21 protein-coding genes and 2 tRNA genes are annotated in these 20,409 nt (G+C 72.7%); 14 read left to right on the top strand and 9 right to left on the bottom strand.

Annotated elements, in window-relative coordinates; genetic code table 11:
- Positions 1 to 2: 2 nt before the first annotated feature.
- Genes ACIQFY_RS08460 through ACIQFY_RS08450 form a run of 3 tightly spaced genes read left to right on the top strand, consistent with a single transcriptional unit; the run spans position 3 to position 3,206 of the window.
- Complete coding sequence (locus tag ACIQFY_RS08460; protein WP_400339361.1) at positions 3 to 1,769, top strand: ABC transporter ATP-binding protein; 1,767 nt, start codon at positions 3 to 5, stop codon at positions 1,767 to 1,769.
- Positions 1,766 to 2,572 carry an energy-coupling factor transporter transmembrane protein EcfT gene (locus ACIQFY_RS08455; protein WP_066653024.1) on the top strand — a complete coding sequence of 269 codons (807 nt, stop codon included), beginning with the start codon at positions 1,766 to 1,768 and terminating at the stop codon, positions 2,570 to 2,572. Before ACIQFY_RS08460 ends, ACIQFY_RS08455 begins: the two co-directional genes overlap by 4 nt.
- Entirely contained in the window at positions 2,565 to 3,206 is a 642-nt protein-coding gene (locus ACIQFY_RS08450) for an ATP-binding protein (protein WP_307810371.1), read from the top strand. Before ACIQFY_RS08455 ends, ACIQFY_RS08450 begins: the two co-directional genes overlap by 8 nt.
- Before the next feature lie 69 nt (positions 3,207 to 3,275).
- Here the strand turns inward: ACIQFY_RS08450 and ACIQFY_RS08445 are convergent, their stop codons facing one another.
- Positions 3,276 to 4,703 carry an MFS transporter gene (locus ACIQFY_RS08445; protein WP_400339359.1) on the bottom strand — a complete coding sequence of 476 codons (1,428 nt, stop codon included), beginning with the start codon at positions 4,701 to 4,703 and terminating at the stop codon, positions 3,276 to 3,278.
- A 102-nt stretch (positions 4,704 to 4,805) separates the two neighbouring features.
- On the opposite strand from ACIQFY_RS08445, the gene ACIQFY_RS08440 reads away from it, so the two are divergent.
- Together ACIQFY_RS08440 and ACIQFY_RS08435 are read left to right on the top strand one after the other, a co-directional pair.
- Positions 4,806 to 6,233: an LLM class flavin-dependent oxidoreductase gene (locus ACIQFY_RS08440; RefSeq protein WP_400339358.1), complete on the top strand. Its 1,428-nt coding sequence runs from the start codon at positions 4,806 to 4,808 to the stop codon at positions 6,231 to 6,233.
- On the top strand, positions 6,230 to 7,552 hold the full coding sequence (locus ACIQFY_RS08435) for an acyl-CoA dehydrogenase family protein (RefSeq protein WP_400339355.1): 1,323 nt from the start codon (positions 6,230 to 6,232) through the stop codon (positions 7,550 to 7,552). Before ACIQFY_RS08440 ends, ACIQFY_RS08435 begins: the two co-directional genes overlap by 4 nt.
- Positions 7,553 to 7,694: 142 nt before the next feature.
- Here ACIQFY_RS08435 and ACIQFY_RS08430 read toward each other — a convergent pair whose 3' ends face one another.
- The 5 genes from ACIQFY_RS08430 to ACIQFY_RS08410 form a co-directional block, all read right to left on the bottom strand.
- Positions 7,695 to 8,039: a metallopeptidase family protein gene (locus tag ACIQFY_RS08430; protein WP_251154855.1), complete on the bottom strand. Its 345-nt coding sequence runs from the start codon at positions 8,037 to 8,039 to the stop codon at positions 7,695 to 7,697.
- Positions 8,040 to 8,114: 75 nt separating this feature from the next.
- Positions 8,115 to 8,190: transfer RNA gene (locus ACIQFY_RS08425), tRNA-His, on the bottom strand.
- 75 nt (positions 8,191 to 8,265) lie between these two features.
- Positions 8,266 to 8,904, bottom strand: a complete 639-nt coding sequence (orn, locus tag ACIQFY_RS08420) for an oligoribonuclease (protein WP_400339352.1) — start codon at positions 8,902 to 8,904, stop codon at positions 8,266 to 8,268.
- Positions 8,905 to 9,892: 988 nt separating this feature from the next.
- Positions 9,893 to 11,131 carry an MFS transporter gene (locus ACIQFY_RS08415; RefSeq protein ID WP_066653039.1) on the bottom strand — a complete coding sequence of 413 codons (1,239 nt, stop codon included), beginning with the start codon at positions 11,129 to 11,131 and terminating at the stop codon, positions 9,893 to 9,895.
- Positions 11,128 to 11,577: a MarR family winged helix-turn-helix transcriptional regulator gene (locus ACIQFY_RS08410; RefSeq protein WP_400339350.1), complete on the bottom strand. Its 450-nt coding sequence runs from the start codon at positions 11,575 to 11,577 to the stop codon at positions 11,128 to 11,130. Before ACIQFY_RS08410 ends, ACIQFY_RS08415 begins: the two co-directional genes overlap by 4 nt.
- Positions 11,578 to 11,638: 61 nt before the next feature.
- On the opposite strand from ACIQFY_RS08410, the gene ACIQFY_RS08405 reads away from it, so the two are divergent.
- From ACIQFY_RS08405 to ACIQFY_RS08395, 3 genes are all read left to right on the top strand, one after another.
- Positions 11,639 to 11,929: a hypothetical protein gene (locus ACIQFY_RS08405; RefSeq protein WP_066653044.1), complete on the top strand. Its 291-nt coding sequence runs from the start codon at positions 11,639 to 11,641 to the stop codon at positions 11,927 to 11,929.
- A 29-nt stretch (positions 11,930 to 11,958) separates the two neighbouring features.
- Positions 11,959 to 12,219 carry a co-chaperone YbbN gene (locus ACIQFY_RS08400; RefSeq protein ID WP_066653047.1) on the top strand — a complete coding sequence of 87 codons (261 nt, stop codon included), beginning with the start codon at positions 11,959 to 11,961 and terminating at the stop codon, positions 12,217 to 12,219.
- A 552-nt stretch (positions 12,220 to 12,771) separates the two neighbouring features.
- Positions 12,772 to 12,844: transfer RNA gene (locus ACIQFY_RS08395), tRNA-Arg, on the top strand.
- A 59-nt stretch (positions 12,845 to 12,903) separates the two neighbouring features.
- Here ACIQFY_RS08395 and ACIQFY_RS08390 read toward each other — a convergent pair.
- Positions 12,904 to 14,076 carry a hypothetical protein gene (locus ACIQFY_RS08390; RefSeq protein ID WP_400339347.1) on the bottom strand — a complete coding sequence of 391 codons (1,173 nt, stop codon included), beginning with the start codon at positions 14,074 to 14,076 and terminating at the stop codon, positions 12,904 to 12,906.
- Between the two features lie 169 nt (positions 14,077 to 14,245).
- The gene (locus ACIQFY_RS08385; RefSeq protein WP_209683505.1) at positions 14,246 to 14,611 is read right to left on the bottom strand and encodes a hypothetical protein; all 366 of its coding nucleotides are present in this window, start codon (positions 14,609 to 14,611) and stop codon (positions 14,246 to 14,248) included.
- 73 nt (positions 14,612 to 14,684) lie between these two features.
- On the opposite strand from ACIQFY_RS08385, the gene msrA reads away from it, so the two are divergent.
- From msrA to ACIQFY_RS08360, 5 genes are all read left to right on the top strand, one after another.
- Positions 14,685 to 15,212, top strand: coding sequence for a peptide-methionine (S)-S-oxide reductase MsrA (gene msrA / locus ACIQFY_RS08380; protein WP_326495774.1), 528 nt, complete (start codon positions 14,685 to 14,687; stop codon positions 15,210 to 15,212).
- A gap of 37 nt (positions 15,213 to 15,249) precedes the next feature.
- Positions 15,250 to 15,453 (top strand): methyltransferase, encoded by a 204-nt coding sequence (locus ACIQFY_RS08375; RefSeq protein ID WP_400339343.1) that lies wholly within the window; start codon positions 15,250 to 15,252, stop codon positions 15,451 to 15,453.
- A gap of 117 nt (positions 15,454 to 15,570) precedes the next feature.
- On the top strand, positions 15,571 to 16,269 hold the full coding sequence (locus ACIQFY_RS08370) for a single-stranded DNA-binding protein (RefSeq protein WP_326495776.1): 699 nt from the start codon (positions 15,571 to 15,573) through the stop codon (positions 16,267 to 16,269).
- A 214-nt stretch (positions 16,270 to 16,483) separates the two neighbouring features.
- Positions 16,484 to 18,169: an energy-dependent translational throttle protein EttA gene (gene ettA, locus ACIQFY_RS08365; protein WP_209683500.1), complete on the top strand. Its 1,686-nt coding sequence runs from the start codon at positions 16,484 to 16,486 to the stop codon at positions 18,167 to 18,169.
- Positions 18,170 to 18,172: 3 nt separating this feature from the next.
- Entirely contained in the window at positions 18,173 to 18,655 is a 483-nt protein-coding gene (locus ACIQFY_RS08360; protein ID WP_400339340.1) for an acyl-CoA thioesterase, read from the top strand.
- A 122-nt stretch (positions 18,656 to 18,777) separates the two neighbouring features.
- Here the strand turns inward: ACIQFY_RS08360 and ACIQFY_RS08355 are convergent, their stop codons facing one another.
- On the bottom strand, positions 18,778 to 19,635 hold the full coding sequence (locus ACIQFY_RS08355; protein ID WP_209683497.1) for an acyl-CoA thioesterase II: 858 nt from the start codon (positions 19,633 to 19,635) through the stop codon (positions 18,778 to 18,780).
- Positions 19,636 to 19,678: 43 nt separating this feature from the next.
- On the opposite strand from ACIQFY_RS08355, the gene ACIQFY_RS08350 reads away from it, so the two are divergent.
- Positions 19,679 to 20,380 (top strand): hypothetical protein, encoded by a 702-nt coding sequence (locus ACIQFY_RS08350; protein ID WP_209683494.1) that lies wholly within the window; start codon positions 19,679 to 19,681, stop codon positions 20,378 to 20,380.
- The last annotated feature ends 29 nt before the right edge of the window (positions 20,381 to 20,409 follow it).

The raw sequence follows: 20,409 nt of genomic DNA, 5'->3' as shown, positions 1-20,409 counted from the left end.
CCGTGTCGTCCTCGGGGGCGGCGCGGATCGCCTTCCACGACTGGGGCTGGCGGTACGCCGGGCGCGACGCGTGGGCCTTGCGCGGTCTCGACCTCGTCGTCGAGCCGGGTGAGCGCGTCGCGGTCGTCGGCCCCTCGGGCGCCGGCAAGTCGACGGTGCTCCGCGCGGTCGCAGCGGTGCTGGCGGACGAGCCGGACCCCGACGACGACACCGCCGCAGCCGTGCAGGGCTCGGTCCTGGTCGACGGCGCCGACCCCCGCGCGGTCCGCGGGCGCGTCGGCCTCGTCATGCAGGATCCCGAGGCCCACACGGTGATGTCGCGCATCGGCGACGACGTGGCCTTCGGATGCGAGAACACCGGCGTCCCGCGGGCCGAGACGTGGGAACGCGTCCGGCACGCGCTCGGGGTCGTCGGCCTCGACCTGCCGCTCGACCGGTCGACGAGCCGGCTCTCCGGCGGGCAGCGGCAGCGTCTGGCGCTCGCGGGCGTGCTCGCGATGCGCCCCGGCGTGCTCGTGCTCGACGAACCGTGCGCGAACCTCGACCCCGAGGGCGTGGCGCAGGTCCACGACGCCGTGCGGGCGCTGCTGCACACCAGCGGTGCGACGATGCTCGTGGTCGAGCACCGGATCGGCACCTGGCTCGACCTGGTCGATCGACTCGTGCTCCTCGAACCCGGGGGCGGGGTCGTCGCGGACGGGACCCCCGCGTCGGTGCTCGCCGAGCACGGTCCGGCGCTGACGGCGGCCGGCGTGTGGGTGCCCGGTGCCGAGCCGGCGCGGGGATCGTCCCGGGCCGGCGGCGGACGTCCGGTCGCGCCGTCGACCGGTGCCGGCCGTCCGGTCGCGCCGTCGACCGAGCGAGCGGGCGGATCAGCACCGGGAGCGCCGGTGGCCGGGGGCGCCTTCCGCCCGCTCGACGAGGACACGGCGCTGCTCGAGGCGCGGGGACTCGCGACCGCGCGCGGGGGCATCCTCGGACGTGCCGGCGGGACCCGTGTCGGCAGCGGCATCGACCTCGGGATCCGTCGCGGTCGGGTCCTCGCGGTCACCGGTCCGAACGGCGTCGGCAAGTCGACGCTCGGCCTCACCCTCGCCGGGCTCCTGCGGCCGTCCGGAGGGACACTCCTCGCGACGCCCGACCTGGCCGGGGAGGCCGGTGACGCGCCGATCCGGTGGACGAGCCGGCAGCTCGCGGCCCGGATCGGGTCGGTGTTCCAGGACCCCGGACACCAGTTCGTGGCGCGCAGTGTCCGCGAGGAGCTCGGTGCCGGACCGCGCGCGCTCGGGATGTCGGACGCCGACGCGCGGGTGGAGGAACTCCTCGACGCGTTCGGGCTCCGGCACCTCGCCGACGCCAACCCCTTCACGCTGTCCGGCGGTGAGCAGCGGCGGCTCGCGATCGGTGCCGTCGTCGCCTCGCGGCCGCCCGTGGTCGTGCTGGACGAACCCACCTCGGGCCAGGACCGTGCGACCTGGCAGGCCGTGGTCGACCTGCTCGGGGCGCTGGCGGACGCGGGGACGGCGCTCGTCGTGGTGACGCACGACCGTGACCTCGTCCGTGCGCTCGACGCCGACGAGGTCGTGCTCGCCGCCGACGGTGCGAGGACCGTGCCGCCGGCCGGAACCGCCGTCCCGCCGGCCGGAACCGCCGTCCCGCCGGACGGACGCAGTGGCCCCTCGGCCGGACCCGGCGCCCCGTCGGCCGGACCGGACGCCCCGTCGACCGGACCCGGCGGACCCCGACCGACCACGGAGGTGCACCGGTGACCACCCCGACGACCCGCGCCGGTGCGGGCGGTCGAGCCGAGCCTCCCGGCCGGACGCGTCGCGGTGTCGCCGGCGTCCAACCCGTCGCCGCGATGCTCGGCGTGCTCGCACTCGGCCTGTGCCTCGTGACGAGTCTCGACGTCGTCTCCGCGGCCGTCGCGCTCGCGCTGGAGCTGCTGCTCCTCCCGGTGCTCCGGATCCCGCCGCGGACCCTGTTGCTGCGGGCGTCACCGGTGCTCGTCGCCGTGCCCCTGACGGCGCTGAGCATCGCGCTGTACGGGCGGCCCTCCGGGCGGGAGTGGTTCGACCTCGGCTTCGTCCACGTCACCGACGGGTCGCTGACGCTCGCGCTGGCGACCGCGCTGCGGGTCCTCGCGGTCGGGCTGCCGGCCGTCGTGCTCTTCGTCGGGGTCGACCCGACCGACCTGGCCGACGGGCTCGCACAGCTGCTGCGGCTGCCGGCCCGCTTCGTGCTCGGGGCCCTGGCCGCGGTGCGGATGACGACCCTGCTCGGCGAGGACTGGCGCCAGCTCGCCAGGGCACGCCGCGCACGGGGGCTCGCCGACCACGGGCGACTGCGGCGCGGAGCGTCGATGGCCTTCGCGCTGCTCGTGCTCGCACTCCGCCGGGCGACCACGCTGGCGGTGGCGATGGAGTCGCGCGGCTTCGGCGCTCCCGGTCCCCGGACGTGGGCGCGGCAGGCGCGGTTCGCGGGACCGGAGTGGGCGATGGTCGCCGTGCTGGTGGGGATCGGTGTCGCGTCGATCGGGGTGGCCGTGGCTGCGGGGACGTGGCGTGCCTGAGCGCGCGCGGCCGGACGCGACCGCCTCGGGTGCGGTCGCCGGGGGAGCGGTGCCGGATGTGACGGCCCGGGGTGCGCGGCCGGACGCGACCGCCGGGGGAGCGGCACCGGATGCGGCGCTCGTCGAGGGGATCGCCGCGGCCGCGGTCGGCGCTGCTGCCGCCACCGGTCGACGGCTCGTCGTGCTGGTCGACGGGCGCTCGGGCACCGGGAAGACCACGCTGGGCGACGCCGTGGCGGCACGGCTCGGCGCACGGGTCGTGCACCTCGACGATGTCTACCCCGGGTGGGACGGCCTGCGCGCGGCCGCCGACGCGGTCGTGTCCGACGTGCTCGGGACGCCGTCGGGGTACCGGCGCTGGGACTGGGAGCGGTCCGAGCCGGCGGAGTGGGTGTCGATCGAGTCGCACGAGCCGCTGGTGGTCGAGGGGTGCGGGGCGCTCTCCCGGCGGTCCGCCCCGAACGCGACCCTCCGGGTGTGGCTCGAGGCGGACGACGACGTCCGACGCGACCGGGCGATCGGCCGCGACGGCGAGGTGTTCGCCCGCGAGTGGGAGCGCTGGGCTGCCCAGGAGCGCGCCTTCATCGCCGCCGAGGCGCCCGCCGAGTTCGCGGACCTGGTGCTCAGGACGTAGTCGGCGGGGTCGACGGCGAGACCCGGGCTGACCGACGTCCCTCGCGGCCCGGAGCCCGAGCCCCGTCGCTCAGCCCGATACTGGCCCACCGGCACCGGCACCGGCACCGGCACCGGCACCGGCACCGGCACCGGCACCGGCACCGGCACCGGCCGCCCGGGCGTCCGCCCGCCGCGCGTCGCGCACCGGGTCGACCGCGAACACCGCGGCCACGACCGACAGCACCGCGTACACGCCGAGGTACGCGCACAGGATCCACGGCGAGCCCCCGCCCACCTCGACGAACACCGCCGCGAGCAACGGCGTCAGTCCCACCGAGAAGATCGACCCGATCTGGTACCCGAGGCTCATGCCCGAGTAGCGCCGCCCGGTCGGGAACTGCTCCGCGAACCACGCCGCCTGCGGACCGTAGATGCTGTCGTGGAACACGCTCATGCCGATCAACGCCACGAACGGCAGCAGCACCAGGGGCCCGGCGTCGAGGAACGCGAAGAACGGCCAGATCAGCACGCCGATCCCGATCGCCGACCCGATCGCGAGCGGCCGGCGCCCGACCCGGTCGGACAGCCACCCCCAGAACGGCGTCGACACGAGCGACACCGCCGAGATCACGAGCACCGCCTGGAGCCCGGCGGCCGAGCCCTCCTCGCCGCGCTTCGCCCCGAGGTAGGTCAGCGAGTACGTCGTCAGGATCGAGTAGAGCGCCGGCTGGACGAGCCGCAGCCCTGCGGTGACGAGGATCGACCGCGGGTGCCGACGGACCGCCTGCCACACCGGGAACCGCTCGACACCGCCGGACGCGCGCAGCGCCTGGAACACCGGGGCGTCCTGCACGCCGAGCCGGATGACGAGTCCGACCGCGACGATGACCGCGGAGAACAGGAACGGCAGGCGCCACCCCCAGGCCAGGAACGCCTCGTTGCCGAGCAGGGTCCGTACGAGCGTGAAGACCCCGGTCGCCAGCAGCATGCCGCCGGCGGACCCCATCTGCGTGAACGCCCCGAACAGTCCCCGGTGCCGCGCCGGCGCGTGCTCGACCGACAGCAGCGCCGACCCGCCCCACTCCGCTCCGGCTGCGACGCCCTGGAGCAGTCGCAGCACCACGAGTGCGACCACCGCGCCGACCCCGATCGTCGCCGCCGAGGGGATCACCCCGATGAGCGTCGACGCGATGCCCATCAGCACCAGGGACGCCACGAGCAGCTTCTTCCGCCCGATCCGGTCGCCCAGGTGCCCGGCCACGATGCCGCCGAGCGGCCGTGCGACGAAGCCGACACCGTAGGTCGCGAAGGACGCGATCACACCGACGGCCGGCGTGACGGACGGGAAGAACGTCGGGGCGAACACGAGCGCCGAGGCCGTCGCGTACAGGTAGAAGTCGTAGTACTCGACGGTCGTCCCGACGAACGACGCGAGCGCGACCCGACGTCGGGTCGCGTTCGTGGACGGAGACGGGGGACGGACGGGAGGCGCGGCTGCGGTCGTCTGGGTCGGCATGCCTCAGGAGCATGGTCGCCGCCCGGCCGCCGCGGAACCGCGCCCGTAACGCGAGGTCACGTCATGACCGTCGGCGCTGGCTCCCCGGACACCATGGGGGGCATGAGCGATGCACCGACCCGTCCGCTGCGCTTCGCGGCCTTCGTCATGAACACGACGTCGCACATCCAGCACGGCCTCTGGCGGCACCCGGACGCCCGGCAGACGGACTTCGACGACGTCACACTGTGGACCGACCTCGCCCGGACGCTCGAGCGCGGGAAGTTCGACGCGATGTTCTTCGCGGACGTCGTCGGCACGTACGGCCCCGCCCGCGGCGACTACGCGACGAACCTCCGCGAGGGGCTGCAGATCCCCTCGAACGACCCGTCCGTGCTGCTCTCCGCGCTCGCCGTGTCGACCGAGCACCTCGGCCTGGCGTTCACCTCGAGCGTCATCCAGGCGCACCCGTTCGACTTCGCCCGCAAGGTGTCGACGCTCGACCACATCACCCGCGGCCGCATCGGGTGGAACGTCGTGACGAGCGCCCTCGACAGCGCCGCCCGGAACTTCGGCGCCGACCGGCTCGAGGAGCACGACGAGCGCTACGCCTGGGCCGAGGAGTACCTCGAGGTCTGCGCCAAGCTGTGGGAGGGGTCGTGGGAGGACGGCGCCGTGCTCAAGGACCCGGTGCGCGGCTACGCGGACCCGGAGCTGGTGCACCGCATCGACCACCACGGCAAGCGGTACGACGTGCAGGGGCCGCACCTCAGCGCGCCCTCGCCCCAGCGGACGCCCGTGTTGTTCCAGGCCGGGTCCTCGCCGGCCGGCCGGGCCTTCGCCGCGCGGAACGCCGAGGCACAGTTCATCCTCACCTCGAACCGGGACGCCACCGAGCAGCTCATCCGCGAGACCCGAGACCTCGCCGCCGCCGTCGGCCGACGCCGCGAGGACATCGCGTTCTTCCTCGGCCTGACCTTCGTCACGGCATCCACCGAGGCCGAGGCGAAGGCGAAGGAAGCGGAGATCGACGAGTACCTGGCCGCCGACGGCTTCCTCGTGCACTCGAACCTCAGCTTCGACCCGGACACCGGCGAGCCGCTCGACCCGGCGACGCCGCTGTCCGAGGTCCGGACCCAGGCCGGGCAGTCGCACCTGCAGTGGCTCCGCGAGGCCGCCGGCGACCGCGAGCCGACCATCGCCGACCTCGCCCGGCTCTCCGCCAAGCTCCGCGCCCGGGTCGTCGGGACGCCCGAGCAGATCGCGGACGAGCTCGCCGCCTGGCAGCGGGTCGGGGTCGACGGCGTGAACGTCATCAACTGGACGCTGCCCGGCTCGTACGAGGAGTTCGTCGACCACATCGCGCCGACCCTGCAGGAGCGCGGGCTCATGCAGTCGGAGTACCGGGAGGGCACCCTCCGCGAGAAGCTCTTCGGCCACGCGCAGCTGCCCGACTCACACCCGGCGAGGCGGTGGCGCGGCGCGTTCTCCGGCGGCGCGGCCGGGACCGGCGCGGACGAGGCGCGCGACGCCGTGGAGGTGACCGCATGACGGACGCGACGACGAGCGCCGGGGGTGCGCCGGGCCTCCCGAGCGACCGTCCGGAGGACGTGACAGTGAGCGCCGGGGGTGCGCCGTGCCTCCCGGCCGACCGTCTCGCAGTCCTGCGTGCGCGCTTCGCGCCGGTCGTCGAGGCGATCCGCGAGGGCGCGGTCGCGCGCGAGCTGGCGTCCGGCACCCCTGGCGACCGCGACCTCCCGCACGCCGAGGTGCGCGCGCTGGCGGACGCGGGCTTCGGGCGGCTGCGCGTGCCCGAGGAACGCGGTGGCTTCGGCGTGACGCTCGTCGAGCTCGCGCACCTGGTGGCGGACCTCGCGGCGGCGGACTCGAACATCGCGCACCTGTGGCGGGGACACTTCGGGTACACGGAGCTCGTGCTCCTGCGTCCGGACTCGCCCGCTCGGGACGAGTGGCTCCAGCGCATCGTCGACGGGACGATCGTGGGGAACGCGACCTCGGAGCGGACCGGCACGACACTGGCGGACATCTCGACGACCGTCGCTCCCGACGACTCCGGCACGTGGCGGCTCGACGGGCGGAAGTTCTACTCGACCGGCACGCTCTACGCCGACTGGATCTACCTGGCGGCCGACCGCGACGGCGAGCGGGTGACCTTCGCCGTGCCGACCGGTGCACCGGGTGTGACCGGCGTCGACGACTGGGACGGCTTCGGGCAGCGCCTCACCGCTTCGGGGACGACCGTCTTCGACGGCGTCGCGGTCGACCCGGCGGAGGTCTCGGCCTACCGGGACGCGCCGCTCTCGCACATCCAGGCCTTCTACCAGCTGTACCTGCTGGCGGTCCTCGCCGGGATCGGACAGGCCGTCGTCGACGACGCCGTGGCGTTCGTCCGGCCGCGGACCCGCACGTACATCCACGCGAACGCCGCCGTACCGGGGGAGGACCCGCAGGTGCTGGCCGTGCTCGGACGGCTGTCGGCGGGGGCGTTCACCGCGCGGTCGCTCGTCGTCGCGGCGGCCGGGCTGCTCGACGGGGTCGTGGCGACGAACGAGCCCGGGGTGGGCGTCGACCACGCACTGCTCGACGCCGCCGAGAACGCCGTCTACCAGGCGCAGGTCGAGGTCGGGCCGCGGGTGCTGCAGGCGGCCACGGGGTTGTTCGAGGTCGGTGGGGCCTCGGCGGCCGACCGGACGCGGGCGCTCGACCGGCACTGGCGGAACGCCCGGGTGGTGGCGTCGCACAACCCTGCCGTCTACAAGGAGCGACTCGTGGGGGAGTACGTGCTGCACGGGCGGGGGCCGGTGGACGCGTGGGAGCGGTACCACGAGGTGGGGCCGACGCGGTTCTGAGGGCAGCGCGCGCGCCGCGCGCGGCGCGTGCCGCCAGCGCGAGTCTCGGCCCCGCGGACACGTTCGCGTCTTCGGAGCCGCGAAACCGTCCGCCAGCGCGAGTCTCGGCTCAGCGGGAGCCGCGAGCGGGATCCGGCAGCCTCTACGCCCAGCCGAGCTCGTGCAACCGAGCGTCGTCGATGCCGTAGAAGTGCCCGATCTCGTGGACGAGCGTGGTGTGCACCTCGTCCCGGAGATCCTCGACGGTGTCGCACTCCTCGAGGTGCTGCTTCCGGAACACCACGATCCGGTCGGGGAGCTCACCGAACCCGTACTGCCCGCGCTCGGTCGCAGCGACCCCGTCGTAGTACCCGAACAGGTCGGAGCCGTCCTCCGGCTCGTCCTCGACGACGAACACCACGTTGTCCAGCCCGTCGACCATCTCGTCGGGCAGCCGGTCGAGCTCGTCGGTCACGAGCTGCTCGAACTCGTCGGCGGACATCTCCATCACGGACTCGATGGTGGCACACGACCATCCGAGAACTGCGAAGGCCCCGTCCTTCGGGACGGGGCCTTCGACTTCTGGGGTGAATAACGGGTCTCGAACCCGCGACCTCCTAGACCACAACCAGGCGCTCTACCAACTGAGCTATATCCACCATGTCCGAACCGGCTGACCGGCGCGACCACTCAATAGTAGTACATGCCGGAGGCCGCGACGACCACGCGTGTCGCTACTCCGCCGGGGGCTGCCCGAGCCGCGGCTCCCACTTCTCGACCACCTCGGCCGCGACGGCGCGGACGTCCTCGGTCGTCGGGCCGGGCTCCGGGATGAAGCCGGCGCGACGGTAGTACTCGAGCTCGCGGATCGACTCGAGGATGTCCGCGAGGGCACGGTGGCCGCCGTGCTTCTCCGGCGCGTTGAAGTACACGCGCGGGAACCAGCGGCGGCAGAGTTCCTTGATGCTCGACACGTCGACGCTGCGGTAGTGCAGGTGCCCGTCGACGCGGGGCATGTACTTCGACAGGAAGGCGCGGTCCGTGCCGATCGTGTTGCCGGCCAGCGGCGCGCTGCCCTCGGCCGGGACGTGCTGGAGGATGTACTCGAGCACCTGGTACTCGGCGTCCGCCAGCGAGACACCGTCCGGGATCGCCTCGGCGAGGCCCGAAGTCGCGTGCATGTTCGTGACGAACTCGTTCATGTTGTCGAGCGCCGACTGGTCGGGCTTGATCACGATGTCGAACCCGGGGTGCACGGGGACGAGGTCGAAGTCCGTGACGACGACGGCCACCTCGACGAGTTGGTCGACCTCGACGTCGAGGCCGGTCATCTCGCAGTCGATCCAGACGAGGCGGTCGTTCGCAGTTGCCATGTCCTCGATCCTATTCCGCACGGGTGACGCTCCCGCGCCCGGACCCGAGGCTGTGGAGCGATCCAGGTCGGCACCGTGCCGGCTCCGCTCGAGGCGACACCGGGACGCCGTGGACACACGGCTGCCCCTGGCCGAGCGGGCGGAACCGGCAGCCGCGATCCGGAACGGCGGCAGGATCCGCCCGCTCGCGCCGCGCGCGGTCCGGATCCAGGTGGGCCGTGCCTCCCGGTCGGTCCGTGAGCGGGCGGAACCCGCACTCGCGATCCGGAACGGCGGCAGGATCCGCCCGCTCGCGGCGCGAGCGGTCCGGATCGACGTGGACCGTGCCTCCCGGTCGGTCCGTGAGCGGGCGGAACCCGCACTCGCGATCCGGAACGACGGCAGGATCCGCCCGCTGGCGACCGGGCTGTCCCTGCAGTGTCGCGTCGTGCCTCCCGGTCGGCCGTTCCAGGCGGGCGGGCGGAATCGTCGATCGGGCGACCACCACGGCGCGCCTTCCGCCCGCTCGCACTCGCGCGGTGCCCTCACCACCGGTCTGGAGGCTCGTCCCGCGTCCGCCGGTCCGCTCCGGCCCGTCATCCGGTTGGCCAGCGGGCGGAACCGGTCGGGCGGACCGCTCGGCCCGTCCTCCGGTTGCCCAGTGGGCGGAAGCGGTCGGGCGGACGGCGCCGGCCCGGCGCATCCTGCCCGCTCGCGCGGCTCGCGCGGCCTGCCGAGCGCACTCGGCCCCGAGGACCCCCCCCGTGCGCCCGAGGGGTCCACCCCTGGATCTCCATCCACTCGCCCACGCGCGTCCGCACATGACGAACGGGCGAGACCCGCGACCGGACCGGAGTCCCGACCGCAGCCCTCGCCCGCAGCGAAGCGCACCGAGCGCGAGCAGGCTCATCGCCCACCCGCGCTCGCACCGAGCGCGAGCGGGCTCATCGCCCACCCGCGCTCGCACCGAGCGCGAGCGGGCTCACCGCCCACCCGCGCTCGTGTCGACTCAGACCATCTCGCCAGCCGAGATCGCCTCGGCCTCGACACGCTCCGGCTCGGCCCCGTCGTCGACCCGCCGCAGCACCTTGGTGGTCAGCACCACGACCACGAACGCGACCGCCACCGAGACCCCGGCGAACACGTAGGCCGCCGACGGCGAGAACGAGTCGGCGAGCAGCGTCGCCACGGGCGGGGCGATCGCACCGCCGATGAAGCGCACCGCGGAGTACGCGCTCGATGCCACCGAGCGGGGGAGGTCCGTCGCCTCCATCACGCACTCGGTGAGCACCGTGTTGAGGACACCGAGCACGAGGCCGCCGATGACCACGCAGATGATGAGCCCGGCCTGCGAGGTCACGACGACCGCCGCGGCGAACAGGTCGAGGGCGAGGAGCGGCAGCGCGATCTTCAGCACGGTCGTGCGGCGCATGCGCGCGGTCAGCATCGGGGCGACCCACACGGAGGTGATCGCGAGCCCGACACCCCACCCGAAGAAGGTGAAACCGATGCCGAGTGCGCCGAAGCCGAGCGGGAACGGCGTGTACGCGAGCAGCACGAAGAAGCCGATGTTGTAGAAGAGCGCGGTCACCGCGAGGGCCGCGAGCGCCGGCTGTCCGAGGGCGCGGAACGGTGCCGAGAGCTTGGTCGGAGTGGGCTTCTCGAGTCCGGAGGTCTTGAGCAGCGCGACGACGGCGATGAACGCGATCGCCATCAGGGTGGTGACGCCGAAGAAGGGACCGCGCCAGCTCACCGACCCGAGCAGTCCGCCGACCAGGGGCCCGACGGCGATGCCGAGGCCGAGCGCTGCCTCGTAGAGGATGATCGCCGACGCCGTACCACCGGACGCTGCACCGACGATGGTCGCGAGTGCGGTGGAGATGAAGAGCGCGTTGCCCAGACCCCAACCGGCGCGGAAGCCGATGATGTTCCAGACGCTGCCCGAGGTCGCTGCGAGCACCGAGAAGACCACGATGAGCGCGAGCCCGATGAGCAGGGTGTTCTTCGCACCGATGCGGCTCGACACCCAGCTGGTGAAGAACATGGCGACGCCGGTGACCGCGAGGTAGCTCGTGAAGAGCAGTTCGGTCTGCGCGGCGGTGGCGTGCAGCGACGTCGCGATCGCGGGGAGGATCGGGTCGACCAGGCCGATGCCCATGAAGGCGACGACGCAGGCGAACGCGATCGCCCAGACGGCGGACGACTGCTTGAGGATGCTGCCGGACGCAGCGGGTGCGTGGGCGTTCACGCGTGGATCTCCGTTCTGGTGGGGTTCGTGGTGGTGCGCGAGGCGATGATGGCGGCGGCGTCGCGCAGGACGTCCCAGTCGTCGTCGTCGAGGTCGGCGAAGACCGGTCCGACGGAGTCGGCGATGGTCGCGCGCCAGGTGGCGAGCCGCTCGCGCCCCGCATCGGTGAGCTCGATGAGCTGTCCGCGTGAGTCGTCGGGGTCGACGGTGCGCGAGAGCAGACCGTCGGTGAGCATGCCGGCGACGATCCGGGTCATCGTGGGCTGTGCCACACGGGACGCGGCGGCGAGCTCACCGAGGCGCAGCGGCTGCTCGGTCTCGAGGATGCCGAGCGTGCGCCAGACCGCGGCCGAGGTGGCGTCGCCGGAGGCCTGCGCCGCAGCACGGACCAAGCGGTTGACCGAGATGATCAGCGTCTCCAGTGCCTGCGCCCGTGATGCTTCCATGTCTGAACTATATAGCGGTGCTATACATCCGTCAACAGGGCGCCCCTGGTAGAAGGGACGCATGAGCGACATCACCATCCACGAGGGCGACGAGTACACCGCGATCTTCCACGGCGGTCCCTTCGACGGCACGACCGACACCCGCACCGCCACGAGCGACGCGGTCGACGACGAGGTCACGGTGTACGCGGACGTCGAGGGCCTGCAGACGGCCTTCGCCTACAAGGCCACCAAGACCCGTCAGGTGCTCGACCAGACCTCGGTCGAGTACGAGTACGACGCCGCTGACTCCGACCCGGTCGACGACCTGCAGGACCGCGGCGACCGCAGCGGCGAGTTCGACCGGGAGTAGATCGCGCGCCGCGCACGTTGCACCGTCCCGTGCAGCTCGACCTCTGGACCTCCGCCTTCTGCGCCCCGTGCGCAGCCGCCCGCCGTGTGAGCGGTGAGGCAGCGGCGCTCGTCCCCGGGCTCCGGGTCACCGAACGCGACGTCGCGGCACACCCTGACACTGCAGAGGACCTCGGCATCCGTTCGACCCCCACGATCATCGTGCGTCGGGACGACGGTGCCGAGGTCTTCCGTTCGCCGGGCGTCCCCTCGCGGGACCAGCTGCTGGTGGCGGTCGCGAAGGCGCTCTGAGCGGACCCGGTCGGGAGGCACGGGTCACGTCCGCCTCGTCCGGTCACCGTGGAGCCGTGCTCGGCCAGGAGGCGCGGTGCATGTCCGCCACGTCGGTCGCGCCGGCAGCGCGCGCCCTCGCGCGAGCGGGCGTTCCCTGCTGTCCGGCGGTGCCGCGCGGACCGGTTCCGCCCGCTCGGTGCGTCGGTCGTCCGGGCTGCCGGGCGTTTCCGCGCGGGCGGGCGTTCCCTGCTGTCCGGCGGTGCCGCGCGGACCGGTTCCGCCCGCTCGGTGCGCCGGTCGTCCGGGCTGCCGGGCGTTTCCGCGCGGGCGGGCGTTCCCTGCTGACTGGCGGTGCCGCGCGGACCGGTTCCGCCCGCTCGGTGCGCCGGTCGTCCGGGCTGACCAGTGCGACCCCGGCGGGCGGGCCCTTCGTGCTCACCGGCGGCACGCGCCGCACCCCTTCCGCCCGCTCGGGACGGACGGAGCAGTTGGGCGCGATCGCCGAGGGCCGGCCTCGTGCGTGGCAGTGCAGCGCCCCGACGACCGACGGCGGTAGAATCGTCGCCGCTCGCCTCCGTAGCTCAGTGGATAGAGCAGGTGGTTTCTACCCTCCGTGTCGCGGGTTCGATTCCTGCCGGGGGCACACGCGACGAGAGGCCGCCATCCGTCGGGATGGCGGCCTCTCGTCGAACGGGGGAAGTCTCAGTCGTCCTCGGCTCCTCGGCGTCGCAGTTCGCTCGCGCTGATGGGCTGGGTGTACGGCGAGGCGTCGTCGTCGTCCTCTCGAGCACCCAGCGTCGCGTTCGCCGCCCCGGGCCGGTCGAGCCCGGTCGCGGACGCTGCGGCACGATTCACGTGAGCGTCAGCCGACGTCGGGCTCGCGACCCGGGGCGCGGAGGTCGGCCGGTCGTCGGAGCGGGCATCACCGCCACGATCGGTCACGTCGACCTCGCCGGAGTCCGAGGAGTCGTCGCTGCGAGAGCCGAGGTCGTTCCGAGCGCTCGGAGTCGTGCCGTTCCCCGGACGCGCCGACGCGATCGGCGACCCGAGCGGAGGGCGGACCGGCGTGCCGTCGAGCTGGACCGTCTCGCGGTCGCCGTAGGGGCGCGTCCGGTTGTCGGCAGCACCTCGGACGTCGTCGATGGGGGTGGTGGCGTCCTGGTCGACCGCCGGCGCAACGGTCGGACCCGAGGTGCGGCCCGCCGACGTCGCGGCCGCAGGGGAACCGACGGGAGACTGCTGCGGCGCAGGACGGAGCGAGGTGGTGGTCGGCGTCGGGCGCGACGGGGCCGTGCCGGCGTCTGCCTCGGCCGACCGCTGCTGCTGCTGACCGGCGTTCCAGTCCTGCTGGCGGGCGATGAGGTCGGCGTCGGGGTCCGGGGAGTCGAACTTCCAGCGTTCGAGATCGGCCTTGAACAGCTTCTTCGCGCGACCTGGCTTGCCGTTCCACTCGAGCAGACGGTCGCGGAGTTCACCGAGCGACTGGTCCGCCTGCGAGGTGAAGGTCGAGGAGTTCCGCTTGATGTCGGCGATCTCGTGCTGCACCCAGTCGGCGGCCAGCGGAGCACCGCTCACCGGCAGGAGGCGCAGCCGCACGTCGGCATCCTCGGCGAGGTGGTCGGCGTAGGCACGTTCCTCGTGTCCGAGTGCTCCCCAACGCGAGGCCTTGCGCGCCGCGGTGACCACGCCCGCGACTGCTGCGTTCCGGCTCTCGCGGTCGTGGAGCGCGACGACGCGCTTCGTTGCCGCGCGTCCGATGAGCGCGGCGATCACTCCGGCGACGACGATCGCGACGAAGGGGATGATCGCGCCGGACAGCACGCGCCATCCCTCGTCGGATGCTGTCCAGTCGGTCAGGTCGTTCCACCAGTCCATGGGCGAACACTACGCAGCGTGCGACGCAGAACCGCGGAGGCCGGACGGCGTTCCGTCGAGCCGGACCGCGTTCCGTCGAGCCGGGCTGCGCTCCGTCGAGCGGGGCGGCGTTCGCTCACGCGGGGCGGTCGCCCGTCGGGCGGCGCGGTCGACGGGCGCGGCCGGCTGGTCAGCCCCAGCGCAGGCAGTCGACGGCGTCGTCCGCCGACCACACGTTCGGCAGCTCGACGAACCGTCGCTCGACCGCCACGTAGCGACGGGCGCGGTAGGCCGTGCCGCCCGCGACGTCCACGCGGTCGACGTACCCGACGATCTCGCCGTTGGTGCGGGTGACCCGGCTGAGGTCGTCTCGCACGTCGAGCACGCGCAGGTCGCCACGGCTGCGTGCGACCGGCGTGGAACGGATCCGGAACGCTGGTTCGGTGCTGGTCTGCACGGGTGCCTCCTGCTGGTTCGTCGTGGTCTTCGTTGCCTCGACGGTACGGCTGACCACCGACACTCCACGGCCGTGCAGTGGCGTCAGGGGAGCGCTCACGGCGAGGACGATGCTGTGCAGGAGAAGTACCCCGCCCCGTACTCCGTGAGCACAGGAGGGTACGGTGGCGCGCATGACGACGTTCGTGCTCGCAGGTGGATGCTTCTGGTGCCTCGACGCGGTGTACCGCACGTTGCAGGGCGTGCAGGACGTGGTGTCGGGCTACACCGGCGGCGTGGTCGAGGAGCCGACGTACGAAGCGGTCTGCACCGGTGCGACCGGTCACGCCGAGGCGGTCGCGGTGACCTTCGACGAGTCGGTCATCCCCGCCGACGTCGTCCTCGACGTCTTCTTCACGCTCCACGACCCGCGGCAGCTGAACCGCCAGGGTGCGGACGTCGGCACCCAGTACCGCTCGGCGATGTTCCCTGCGGACGACGAGCAGCGAGCGCTGTTCGAGCGGGCGGTGCAGCGCGCTGCGGACATCTGGGACGGCGGGATCGTGACGACGATCGAGCCGCTCGGTAGCTTCTTCCGTGCGGAGGAGCACCACCAGGACTTCTTCGCGAAGAACCCTGGTCAGGGCTACTGCCTCGCGGTCGCGCTGCCCAAGGTGAACAAGGTCCGCAAGGCCTACAGTCAGTACATCCTGGCGTCCTGAGACGCGGACGTCGGGGCCACGAGGAGGTGGTCGAACGATGATGGACAACACCGGGACCTGGGTGGCCGTCGGTCCGGCGGGCGCGGTCGGGAGCATCCGCCGCGCGTCGGACGGCTTCCACGTCGAGCTCTACGGTCGACGGGGCCGAGGCAGGACCTACCCGTCGCTGGAGACCGCGAAGGGTGCGGTCCACGCGGCGCTCGGGCCTCTCGCCGACCGACCCGAGCTCCGCGCGCACTGACCCGCCGGCCTGGAGGTTCGGGGGAGTCTTCCTCCACAGCCCACCTTGATGAGTCGGCTGCTCACAGATCGAGCCCCGGGCCGCCAGCGCGGCCCGGGGCTCGCAGACGATCGAGTCATGAACGACACGATCACCGTCTGCGGCATCGTCGCGACCGAACCCCGGCACCTCGTCACCGACACCGGCATCGCCATCTCGAGCATGCGTCTGGCGTCCCCCTCCCGTCGTTGGGACCGCAGCACGTCGTCATGGACGAACGGTCCGACGAACTGGTACACGGTCACCGCCTTCCGGTCCCTCGCGGCGAACGTCCACAAGTCGCTGAAGAAGGGCGATCGCATCCTCGTGACCGGACGCGTCCGGATCCGCACCTGGGAGCGTGACGGGCGGAACGGGACCGCGGTCGAGATCGACGCCGACGGCATCGGGCACGACCTCGCCTGGGGCATCAGCAACTGGATCCGCGTCCCGCGGCACGTCGGCGACTCGAACGCGGGTCCCGGGGTGCCGCCGGGGGTGCCGACGGTGGATCCGGACACCGGCGAGGTGACGGGCACGGTGCCCGAGGACGACCACGCGACGCCCGTGCTCGGCGGAGACGGCGACGATGCCCTGCCCGGGGCAGCAGACGGGCCCGCGCTGCCGCGCCACGGCGCCCGGGACGGCGGCGTCCTGAACGACGGCGTCCCGGGCGACGGCGTCGCGGACGGCGGCGACCCGGAGGACAGCGGCGCGCGGGCAGCCGGAGGGGTCGCCCCGGTCCTGCCCGGATCCCGGGAGCCCGAGCCGGGACCCGACGCCCGTGCCGTCGCATGAGTCGTCGGACGAGTCATCGCCGGACCGTCGGCCGCGCGCGGCACCCGCGTCCTGCCGGTGCTGGCCGCCTCGGCGCGAGGCACTCGCGTCCTACCGGTGCCGGCGCCTCGGCGCGCGCCCCGCCGTGGTCCTGTCGGCGCCGCCGATCCACGAGCCGTGCGCTGCGGCGCAGGGGGGAGCGGTGACGTGCCCGGGTCAGTAGACTTGCGCCGATATGGCTGAGTACATCTACCAGATGGTCCGCGCCCGCAAGACGGTCGGCGACAAGCTGATCCTCGACGACGTCACGATGTCGTTCATCCCCGGCGCCAAGATCGGCGTCGTGGGGCCGAACGGCGCGGGCAAGTCGACGATCCTGAAGATCATGGCGGGTCTCGACCAGCCGTCCAACGGCGAGGCGAAGCTCACGCCGGGCTTCTCCGTCGGCATCCTCATGCAGGAGCCCGAGCTCGACGAGTCCAAGACCGTGCTCGAGAACGTCCAGATGGGCGTCGGTGCGATCAAGGGCAAGCTCGACCGCTTCAACGAGATCTCCGCGCTGATGGCGGAGCCGGACGCCGACTTCGACGCCCTCCTGGCCGAGATGGGCACCCTGCAGGAGGAGATCGACGCGGCCGACGCGTGGGACCTCGACTCCCAGCTCGAGCAGGCCATGGACGCGCTGCAGTGCCCGCCGGCTGACGCGCAGATCGCCAACCTCTCGGGTGGCGAGAAGCGCCGCGTGGCGCTCTGCAAGCTGCTCCTCGAGAAGCCCGACCTGCTCCTCCTCGACGAGCCCACCAACCACCTCGACGCCGAGTCCGTGCTGTGGCTCGAGCAGCACCTGTCGAAGTACCCCGGCGCCGTGCTCGCCGTCACGCACGACCGGTACTTCCTCGACCACGTCGCACAGTGGATCGCCGAGGTCGACCGCGGTCGCCTGTACCCGTACGAGGGCAACTACTCGACCTACCTCGAGAAGAAGCGCGAGCGTCTCGAGGTCCAGGGCAAGAAGGACGCCAAGCTCGCCAAGCGTCTGTCCAGCGAACTCGAGTGGGTCCGGAGCAACTCGAAGGGCCGCCAGGCGAAGTCGAAGGCCCGTCTCGCCCGGTACGAGGAGATGGCTGCCGAGGCCGAGCGCACGCGGAAGCTCGACTTCGAGGAGATCGTCATCCCCGTGGGCCCGCGTCTGGGCTCGCAGGTGATCGACGCCGAGAAGCTCCAGAAGCAGTTCGGTGAGCGCGTCATCATCGACGGCCTGTCCTTCACGCTGCCCCGCAACGGCATCGTCGGGGTCATCGGCCCGAACGGCGTCGGCAAGACCACGCTGTTCAAGACCATCGTCGGCCTCGAGCCGCTCGACGGCGGCCAGCTGCGGATCGGCGACACGGTCGACATCTCGTACGTCGACCAGAGCCGCGGCGGCATCGACCCGAACAAGAACCTGTGGGAGGTCGTCTCCGACGGCCTGGACTTCATCCAGGTCGGCAAGACCGAGATCCCGTCCCGCGCCTACGTCTCGCAGTTCGGGTTCAAGGGCCCGGACCAGCAGAAGAAGGCCGGTGTGCTCTCCGGTGGTGAGCGGAACCGCCTGAACCTGGCGCTCACGCTCAAGCAGGGCGGCAACCTCCTGCTCCTCGACGAGCCGACCAACGACCTCGACGTCGAGACCCTCGGCAGCCTCGAGAACGCCCTGCTCGAGTTCCCCGGCTGTGCCGTGGTCATCACCCACGACCGGTGGTTCCTCGACCGCATCGCGACGCACATCCTCGCGTGGGAGGGCGTGAACGAGGACGGCACCCCGAACTGGTACTGGTTCGAGGGCAACTTCGAGGCCTACGAGGAGAACAAGCTCGTGCGCCTCGGCCCGGACGCGAACAAGCCCGGTCGCTCGACGTACCGCAAGCTCACCCGCGACTGACCCGTGGCGAGGCTGCACGCTCCCGTCCGCATCCGGTGGAGCGACATCGACGCGTACGGCCACGTCAACAACTCCGCGATGCTGCGCCTCCTCGAGGAGGCGCGCATCGCGGGGTTCTGGGGCCACGACCCCGCTGACGTCGCGCCGGAGGACGACCTGCCGGACCCGATCATCGACGGTCGGCCCGGCTCCGGGACGATGACGGTGATCGCTGCCCAACGTCTCGAGTACCTCGCATCGATCCCGTACCTGCGCCGACCTCTCGACGTGCAGATGTGGATCGGACGAGTCGGTGGCGCGAGCATCGACGTGTCGTACGAGATCTGGTCACCCGTCGGAGTCGAGCCGCAGGTGCTGTACACGCGCGCCACGACGGCCCTGGTGATGGTCGACGCGGCCTCGAACCGGCCTCGGCGCCTGTCCGAGGCTGAGCGCGCCGCCTGTGCGCCGTTCGTCGAAGCGCCCGTACAGTTCTCCCGCCCGTAGCGGCGGGACCACCGGTGTGGTCCTCCCGGTCCGTAGCGGCTGGACCGCCGGCGCAGTTCTCGAGCCCGTAGCGGCCAGGACGGGCGGCACCGTGTGTCCGCCAGGAGCGGGCAGGGCAGCCGTCAACGCGGGACGCGCAGCATCCCCTCCTGCGCCACCGATGCCAGCAGCCGACCGTCGCGCGCGAACATCCGCCCGAACGCCAGTCCCCGGCCGCCCTGGGCGCTCGGGGACTCCTGCGCGTACAGGACCCAGTCGTCGGCACGGCCGTCGCGGTGCCACCACATCGCGTGGTCGAGGCTCGCGCTCTTCACTCCCGGCGTGCCCCAGGCGACGCCGTGCCGCCGCATGATCGGCTCCAGGATCGACATGTCGCTCGCGTAGCCGAGCACGGCCCGGTGCAGCGACGGGTCCTCCGGCAGGTCACCGTCGACGCGGAACCACACCGCCTGGTGCGGGACGCGCTCGCCCTGCACGTCGACGAACACCGGGCCTTCGACGTGCCGCAGGTCGATCGAGCGTTCCGCCCAGGCCTGCGCCACGGGGTGGTCTATCGCGGACAGGATCGACGCAGCCGAGGGCAACGACTCGGGATCGGGGGTGCCGACGGGGAACGGGTCCTGGTGCTCGAGTCCGTCGTCCGGTCGCTGGAAGGAGGCGATCATCGAGAAGATCGGCACACCGCGTTGGTAGGCCTGGACACGGCGCGTGGCGAACGAGCGGCCGTCGTGGATGCGCTCGACGGCGAAGGTGATGGGCACGTCGATGTCACCGGGACGCAGGAAGTACCCGTGCATCGAGTGGATGTCGCGGTCCTCGATCGTGTGCTGCGCGGCGACGATGCACTGCGCGAGCACCTGTCCGCCGAAGACCCGGCCGCCGGGCGACCAGTGGCTGGCACCGGTGAGGATCGTCTCGCCCGTGCTCGCGCCGGTGTCCTGCAAGCGGAGGGTGCTGAGGAAGTCGGGTTCGCCGTTCACCCCCGCAGTCTACGAACCCGTCGCCGGTAGGATCGGTGTCGACATGGGCACCTCGTTCACGCTTCCCGACGCCGCTTCGCTCGGCGACCTCCGCACCTACCTCGGACGCGCTGCCCGGATCGAGGACGGCTCCGTGCGGCTCATCGCCGACTCCGGCGTCCTCGCCGTCTACGCCGCGATCCTCTACCCGGTCGGGCTCCTCGACGAGCTGCCGACCGTGCTCGGCCTCCGCACCTTCTCCCTGACCGAGCCAGCGACGATCGACGCGGTCGTCCCGCTCGCCTCCCTGCGGGAGCGGCTCCGTGTGCTGGCCGAGGAACAGGACGCCGCCGGTGCCGACGGTGCCGATCCGACGCGACCGACCCCGATCGAGGTCGGGCTGCCGCACGAGGTGCACACCGTGACGTGGGCCGCGATCTCGCCGCCCCGCGGGGGATGGGTGCCGCTGCCCGACGTCTCGCCGGAGCTGCTCCGCCGCGCTGCCCGCGACGGGATCGCCGAGGTCGCGGACGCCGTCCCGTCGAACGCCGGTGACGCCATCGTCCGCCGCATCCGCGCCGAGGTCTGGGGCCGTCCCGTCCCCGGGATCGAGCACGTCCCCGCAGCAGCCGGGTTCGCGGGGGAGAGCCTCGGCTTCCTCGGGCACGATCCGGTCCGGCTGTTCGAGACCGGCCCCTGGAGCCGCCTGACGACGTCGCGCGGGCACATCCTGGTGAAGCGACGCGCCTGGAGCCTCGACCACTAGTGCCGCCGCGGCACTGCCGATCCCTGCAC

Source organism: Curtobacterium sp. NPDC092190, from assembly GCF_044755625.1.
Classification (GTDB): domain Bacteria; phylum Actinomycetota; class Actinomycetes; order Actinomycetales; family Microbacteriaceae; genus Curtobacterium.
This window is presented reverse-complemented; position numbering and strand designations above follow the sequence as displayed.

Coding starts and splice junctions, on each gene's coding strand:
- ACIQFY_RS08445 (WP_400339359.1), bottom strand. CDS start 4,703: ATGCCGACCCAGACGACCGCAGCCGCGCCTCCCGTCCGTCCCCCGTCT.
- ACIQFY_RS08440 (WP_400339358.1), top strand. CDS start 4,806: ATGAGCGATGCACCGACCCGTCCGCTGCGCTTCGCGGCCTTCGTCATG.
- ACIQFY_RS08435 (WP_400339355.1), top strand. CDS start 6,230: ATGACGGACGCGACGACGAGCGCCGGGGGTGCGCCGGGCCTCCCGAGC.
- ACIQFY_RS08430 (WP_251154855.1), bottom strand. CDS start 8,039: ATGGAGATGTCCGCCGACGAGTTCGAGCAGCTCGTGACCGACGAGCTC.
- orn (WP_400339352.1), bottom strand. CDS start 8,904: ATGGCAACTGCGAACGACCGCCTCGTCTGGATCGACTGCGAGATGACC.
- ACIQFY_RS08410 (WP_400339350.1), bottom strand. CDS start 11,577: ATGGAAGCATCACGGGCGCAGGCACTGGAGACGCTGATCATCTCGGTC.
- ACIQFY_RS08405 (WP_066653044.1), top strand. CDS start 11,639: ATGAGCGACATCACCATCCACGAGGGCGACGAGTACACCGCGATCTTC.
- ACIQFY_RS08390 (WP_400339347.1), bottom strand. CDS start 14,076: ATGGACTGGTGGAACGACCTGACCGACTGGACAGCATCCGACGAGGGA.
- msrA (WP_326495774.1), top strand. CDS start 14,685: ATGACGACGTTCGTGCTCGCAGGTGGATGCTTCTGGTGCCTCGACGCG.
- ACIQFY_RS08375 (WP_400339343.1), top strand. CDS start 15,250: ATGATGGACAACACCGGGACCTGGGTGGCCGTCGGTCCGGCGGGCGCG.
- ACIQFY_RS08370 (WP_326495776.1), top strand. CDS start 15,571: ATGAACGACACGATCACCGTCTGCGGCATCGTCGCGACCGAACCCCGG.
- ettA (WP_209683500.1), top strand. CDS start 16,484: ATGGCTGAGTACATCTACCAGATGGTCCGCGCCCGCAAGACGGTCGGC.
- ACIQFY_RS08350 (WP_209683494.1), top strand. CDS start 19,679: ATGGGCACCTCGTTCACGCTTCCCGACGCCGCTTCGCTCGGCGACCTC.